8 protein-coding genes are annotated in these 5,455 nt (G+C 43.2%); 1 reads left to right on the plus strand and 7 read right to left on the minus strand.

Annotated elements, in window-relative coordinates; translation table 11 throughout:
• Nucleotides 1-283: 283 nt before the first annotated feature.
• The 6 genes from IM509_RS20195 to IM509_RS20220 all read right to left on the minus strand — a co-directional run bounded on the left by IM509_RS20195 (nucleotide 284) and on the right by IM509_RS20220 (nucleotide 2,685).
• Nucleotides 284-490, minus strand: a complete 207-nt coding sequence (locus IM509_RS20195) for a hypothetical protein (protein ID WP_052276011.1) — start codon at nucleotides 488-490, stop codon at nucleotides 284-286.
• Between the two features lie 310 nt (nucleotides 491-800).
• A complete protein-coding gene (locus IM509_RS20200) occupies nucleotides 801-1,040 on the minus strand; it encodes a DUF2442 domain-containing protein (RefSeq protein WP_002773190.1) in 240 nt (79 codons plus the stop codon).
• A 320-nt stretch (nucleotides 1,041-1,360) separates the two neighbouring features.
• Nucleotides 1,361-1,516, minus strand: coding sequence for a hypothetical protein (locus IM509_RS20205; protein ID WP_249264864.1), 156 nt, complete (start codon nucleotides 1,514-1,516; stop codon nucleotides 1,361-1,363).
• Nucleotides 1,517-1,631: 115 nt separating this feature from the next.
• Entirely contained in the window at nucleotides 1,632-2,039 is a 408-nt protein-coding gene (locus tag IM509_RS20210) for a ferredoxin (RefSeq protein ID WP_002734255.1), read from the minus strand.
• On the minus strand, nucleotides 2,039-2,425 hold the full coding sequence (locus IM509_RS20215) for a DUF1257 domain-containing protein (RefSeq protein WP_002762644.1): 387 nt from the start codon (nucleotides 2,423-2,425) through the stop codon (nucleotides 2,039-2,041). The genes IM509_RS20210 and IM509_RS20215 overlap by 1 nt, the downstream gene beginning before the upstream one ends.
• A gap of 44 nt (nucleotides 2,426-2,469) precedes the next feature.
• Nucleotides 2,470-2,685: a DUF2997 domain-containing protein gene (locus IM509_RS20220; protein ID WP_002762645.1), complete on the minus strand. Its 216-nt coding sequence runs from the start codon at nucleotides 2,683-2,685 to the stop codon at nucleotides 2,470-2,472.
• Nucleotides 2,686-2,995: 310 nt separating this feature from the next.
• Here IM509_RS20220 and bioU point away from each other — a divergent pair, with 310 nt between their 5' ends.
• Nucleotides 2,996-3,997, plus strand: a complete 1,002-nt coding sequence (bioU, locus tag IM509_RS20225) for a (S)-8-amino-7-oxononanoate synthase BioU (protein ID WP_072925296.1) — start codon at nucleotides 2,996-2,998, stop codon at nucleotides 3,995-3,997.
• Here the strand turns inward: bioU and IM509_RS20230 are convergent.
• A complete protein-coding gene (locus IM509_RS20230) occupies nucleotides 3,994-4,920 on the minus strand; it encodes an RluA family pseudouridine synthase (RefSeq protein ID WP_052276013.1) in 927 nt (308 codons plus the stop codon). The genes bioU and IM509_RS20230 overlap by 4 nt on opposite strands.
• Between the last annotated feature and the right edge of the window lie 535 nt (nucleotides 4,921-5,455).

Consider the following 5,455-nt stretch of genomic DNA (forward strand, 5'->3'; position numbering starts at 1 on the left):
AAATCCTTATCTGGCAAGAGACTTAATTGATTAGTTCGCTCTAGAGCAAAAACAATTGACAAAAATCGCTAAATGCCTTTCTATATAAGGGTTCCATCCCTTATAACCCCCGTCCATTGCATAACACAAACCGAAGAGCCGAAAAAACAACTCTAGCAGTTATCTTAAGGGTGAGGTAGAACAGATAGAGATGATGCTAAATCCCGTCATTTCGTCTTTACCACAATTCGGGCATTTTGTCAAAAAAATTTTGACTTTGCAACAAAACTACACAAAAATTAGATCAACGTTGTTCGGGAAAAAAGGCATAATTGACCAAAGTGTTTGGTTTGGCTAAAAGGGAAAGTCTAGATTTAGCAATGGTTTCAAGGCAAGCTAGACCTTGAAAAGTCCAAAAAAGCACAGAAAAACCCACCATAGCATAATGCAAAATTATACCAAAATCGCTGGAAGTATTGTCACCTCGTAAATAAATAGAAATTATTCTCAATAAATTCTTAAGTAAAAATAAATATTACCAATTGTAAATTTAAATATTTTTAAGTATTGAAGGTGTTTGTATATAGAATACTTATCATTTTGCCCCGATTGCCTCTAACTTTTCCCTTCCCACAGCAATCACCGGGTAAATAGAAAATTTCTCACTCTTTCTCCTAGAGATGAAGTACAGAGTAATCCTTACTCATCAAGTATTTTAGCGACAATAACTAACCTCATCTCTCTGAGAAAGGCTGTAGCGAAAGAAAATCTGATCAGTGGGAGCGTTACTTTTGTTGTCGGGGTTCCTCGATCGAACTGTTCTAGGTTTGGGAAATGGAGTCAAGATAGAGAGTATCCGGACAGATATCTTGTTCGTTCGGCCAAGTTACCGTACCATCTAAAATTTTTACTTGATTAAAATACTGTTTGTTTTTAAGTTCTTGAAAGATGCCAAAATCGAGCAGTGGTGAACAATCATAAATTTTCTTTTCTTCATTAGTAAAGATGAGTTGTAATTGATAGTTTGGCAAAGGGATAACTTCTTTAACTCTAGGATTCATGATTTATCTCAGTGGTTCAATTTTATACAGTTGTTGTCCTGAAATCGAAGGACTCTCGCTCGGAAATAGCCTCGATCGAATAAAATTCTTTCATCGACAATCGCGAAAGAGTTCACAATCGAACTCTCAGATAATTTCCGTTTAACCTTGCGAATATAATCGGCTATCTCCATCTAATTTGATCGTAAACTTATCTCTTTTCTAGCTGCCAATAGCATTTCATAATAAACATTCCACTCGAAATAATCCATAGCGTCCCCTAGCTCACCAGAACGAAATCTAGGATAGAATTCTTCCGAACTCATGGGATATTGATTTTCCTATTGCTTGATACGGGTTTCTAAATCCAAAATTTGAGCGTTAATCTGCAAATTTTCCCGTTGTTCGCTCTCAATTTTTCGATTCAGTAACTCTCTTTCTTCCTCGGAGAGAGAGAGAATTATTCGCGCGAGAGAATCAATCAGTTGGGTGTTCATTGTCGTTAAAATCCGAGATAGGATTATTTCCCCTGAGAACTGTAGCGGATTCGATCGAGAGCCGCTGCCGTGACTTCTAGGAAATAATAGGTGGATGAGGCTGTACCTATCCACCCTAGATATCTAAATCTGCGGGGCTAAATTTCTTGTGAATCTGAGGAAAACCTAACTGTTTAATCACTTGATGTTTGCGTTCTTCCTCAAGGAATTGCAAATTATTATAATTAACCCAGTGAATACAGTTAACCGGACAAGTCTCGATCGCTTCTTGAATAATTTCTTCTTCGTCACCGTCCTGATTATAGACACGAGAGCGACCGTATTCGCCTTCAATAAAAAAGGTATTGGGGGCAACGTGGGCGCAGTGTTTACAACCGATACAAGTGACCTCATCGACGTAAACCGCTTTCTGGCGCAGTAAACCGCCCAATTCCGGTTCAAAACCAGTGCGATCGGGGGAATCTCTTAGGAATCCCCCTAACTCTGGTTCAAAACCAGAGCGTTCGGGAGAAAAATCAGCCATTAGGCACTCCAACGTTGTACCACTAGACGAATGGAACCATCAGTATTTTTTTCCTGTGCTGCCACCTGAAAACCCTGTTTAGCAGTTTCTGCCAGGATGGTGTGGTAGGCATAACCTTGATTTACTTTTCTTAAAAATCCTTCTACGGTTAGGGGTTGTTGCCAGTATTGTAAATCGGCAACTAACTCGTACTCGTTGCCATTCCAGCGAAAACCGATATCGTAATTGTTATCTTGCTCGATTACCACCTCTGCGGTTAAAGTTTGACCTTGATAACCTTTGACGGGGTGGGAACCCTCTTTCCATTCCATCCCCATATCGCTGAGGGCGGCTTTTAGGTAGGATAGATCGCGGATTTTGGTTTTGATATTGCTAAAGTGTGACATGGCTTTTCAGTGGCTTAAATAAAGGGATTGGGAAAAATGAAAAATTACCAGTCGCTAAAAGTGGCTTCGTTGCTGACTTTCTCTGACTGGCTGACGGTTTGATGGTAATAATCCGAGGTTTTCTCTTGAGACATCAGCTGCCCGAGTTGTGCCTCGATCGCCGCCGTCACCTCTTGACAAGATGAACCGACTATGCCTGTCACCTTTTCCATAACGCGACCATCGGGATAGATGATAAACTCTAGGCTTTCCATGCTCATAGCTCTTCTCGGCGTGATCTGGGGTTTGCAAAGCTCCCTATCGTTTTAATTTACGATAGTTTGCTAATCGTAGCAATCTGGTTAAAATTTTAGCAAAACTTTATATTCTGTAACCCAACTACTCTAATTGTTTGTAAGTTTCCCGTAACTTTTCTTCATCGTCAAGGGCGAACCTTGACCCAGGAGGCACAATTTAACAAAACTACACAAAAAAGACGACCTGAAGCGATAAATTGAAAATAAAGGAGATGCAACGGCGAACCACGACCGCCGAGATCATAGAATTTTGTCTATAGGAATCAGAACAAATATGAATAAACAAACAGCCAGCGATCGCATTCGGATCGGTGTTTTAGGTTTTGGTGGTTTGGGACAGGCTGCCGCTAGAATTCTCGCCCCCAAACAGGAAATGCTTTGGACTGCCGCCGCCGATAAAGCCGGTTTTGCATACCACAAAGACGGTCTAGATGTCAATACCTGTAACAAAATTTATCATGACCAGGGTTCGATCGGTTATCTGGAAAATTACGGCAGTCTCAGCCAGAACAGTATCGAGGAATTAATCAAAACTGCCGACGTAGAAGGCTATTTCCTCGCCTTACCAAATTTACCTAACAATTTCATGGCCGATATCGCTAAAACCTTCATTCGCTTAGGTTGGCGCGGGGTTTTAGTCGATGCTCTCAAACGCACCAGCGCCATGGAACAAATCTTAGCACTGCAAGCAGACCTAGAAGCCGCCGGCATCACCTACATGACCGGCTGCGGTGCTACCCCCGGACTGTTAACTGCGGCCGCTGCCCTAGCTGCCCAGAGTTATGCAGAGATTCATAGCGTTAAAATTACCTTCGGCGTGGGAATCGCCAACTGGGAGGCTTATCGTGCCACTATTCGCGAAGATATCGCCCATTTACCCGGTTACAACCCAGAAACAGCCCACCAGATGAGTGACGCAGAAGTGGAAATGCTGTTAAATAAAACCAATGGCATTCTCAGCCTCGAAAATATGGAACACGCGGACGATATTATGCTGGAATTGGCTGGAATTTGTGGACGCGATCGGGTTTCCGTCGGGGGTGTGGTGGATACGCGCAACCCGAAAAAGCCTTTAAGTACCAATGTTAAAGTCACGGGGCGGACTTTTGAAGGCAAAATTTCTACCCATACCTTCACTTTAGGTGATGAAACCAGTATGGCGGCTAATGTCTGCGGGCCGGCTTTTGGTTATCTGAAAGCGGGGGTTTCCCTGCATCGTCGCGGTATCTACGGATTATGGACAGCAGCAGAGATTATGCCGCAATTTGTGCGCTAGGGGTTTCTCTGCCGTAAAATAGCTAAAACTTTCGGGAAAATAGCGGGTAAGGGAGCGATCGCTTCTAGGCTCTCTCCCGTGACCGGATGTATTAAGATTAAACGATAGGCGTGGAGTAATTGTCCGGGTAGATTAATTCCGATGGAACGACCGGAACTATAGAGGGGATCGCCAAGAATCGGATGACCGATGTGGCTGCTATGAACGCGAATTTGATGAGTTCTGCCGGTTTCTAGGCGAAATTCCATTAAGGTGTAGTTGCCTAGTCTTTCCTTGATTTGCCAGTGAGTGACGGCATTTCTACCGCCTTTTTCCACGGCAATAATAGCCATCTTTTGGCGATCGCTGCGGTGACGACCGATCGGCAGATCAATTGTACCTGTTTCGCTTTTGGGGACACCGTGGACAAGGGCCATGTATTCCCGGCGGGCAGTTTTGGTTTTTAATTGTGCCTGTAGGTGTTGATGGGCCTGGTCGGTTTTGGCAATAACGATCGCACCCGTGGTATCCTTATCTAAACGGTGAACTATACCGGGGCGTTGAATTCCACCAATTCCGGCTAAATTTGGGCAGTGATGTAGTAAAGCGTTGACCAAGGTTCCCGATTCGTGGCCGGGGGCCGGATGAACCACTAAATCGGCTGGTTTATTGATAATAATCAGATATTCGTCTTCGTAAAGAATATCAAGCTCGATCGCCTCGGCGGTTAATTCGAGGGGTTGACTGTCGGGAATGGTAATCTTTAAGCGATCACCTTGACCAACTTTAGTATTTTTATTAGTGCAAATTTGACCATTTAACTGTATATATCCCTGTTCTATCAGTTTTTGCAGCCTCGATCTCGATAAATCGGGCAATTGTGACCCCATCCAAGCATCTAAACGTTCTTTTTTTCCCGCAACTTCTAAGTTTAATTGGTTCATCGGTTTTTAGTGATCAGGGTGTAGGGCGTGGGGGAGAAGGGAGGGGGCAGGGTGTGGGGTGTGGGGTGTGGGGTGTGGGGTGTGGGAATTATGAATTAGGAATTGGGGAGAATAAATAGGGTTTGCTGAAAAAGTTTGTTGGTGGGGTTAGGAGTCGGTCGTCAGTAGCCGGTCGTTTCAGGCTTTGTTGCCCTCTTTTTTGTACCAGTTTATGTACTAAGAGAAGGATAATGCAAGGTTTTTGAAGGTCTTAAGTAGGTGGGTGGAATTAAATATAAGATGAACGTAGGTTGGGTTGAAGCATGAAACCCAACTCCCGCATGGGTTACGCTACCGCTAACCCATCCTACAAATAATTGTGCCTCCCTACTTAATCCTATTTTCTGGCACTAACATCGGATTTTAACAGGTCAAAAGCCTTATTTTAAAAGGGTTTTACCATTATTCAGCCAGCCCTAAATAAAAATAATCTCCTGACTCCTGATTACTGATTACTGATTACTGATTACGGCTCTTCGGTTTGTGTTATGCAATG

Source organism: Microcystis sp. M31BS1, assembly GCF_020245285.1.
Classification (GTDB): Bacteria; Cyanobacteriota; Cyanobacteriia; order Cyanobacteriales; family Microcystaceae; genus Microcystis; species Microcystis panniformis.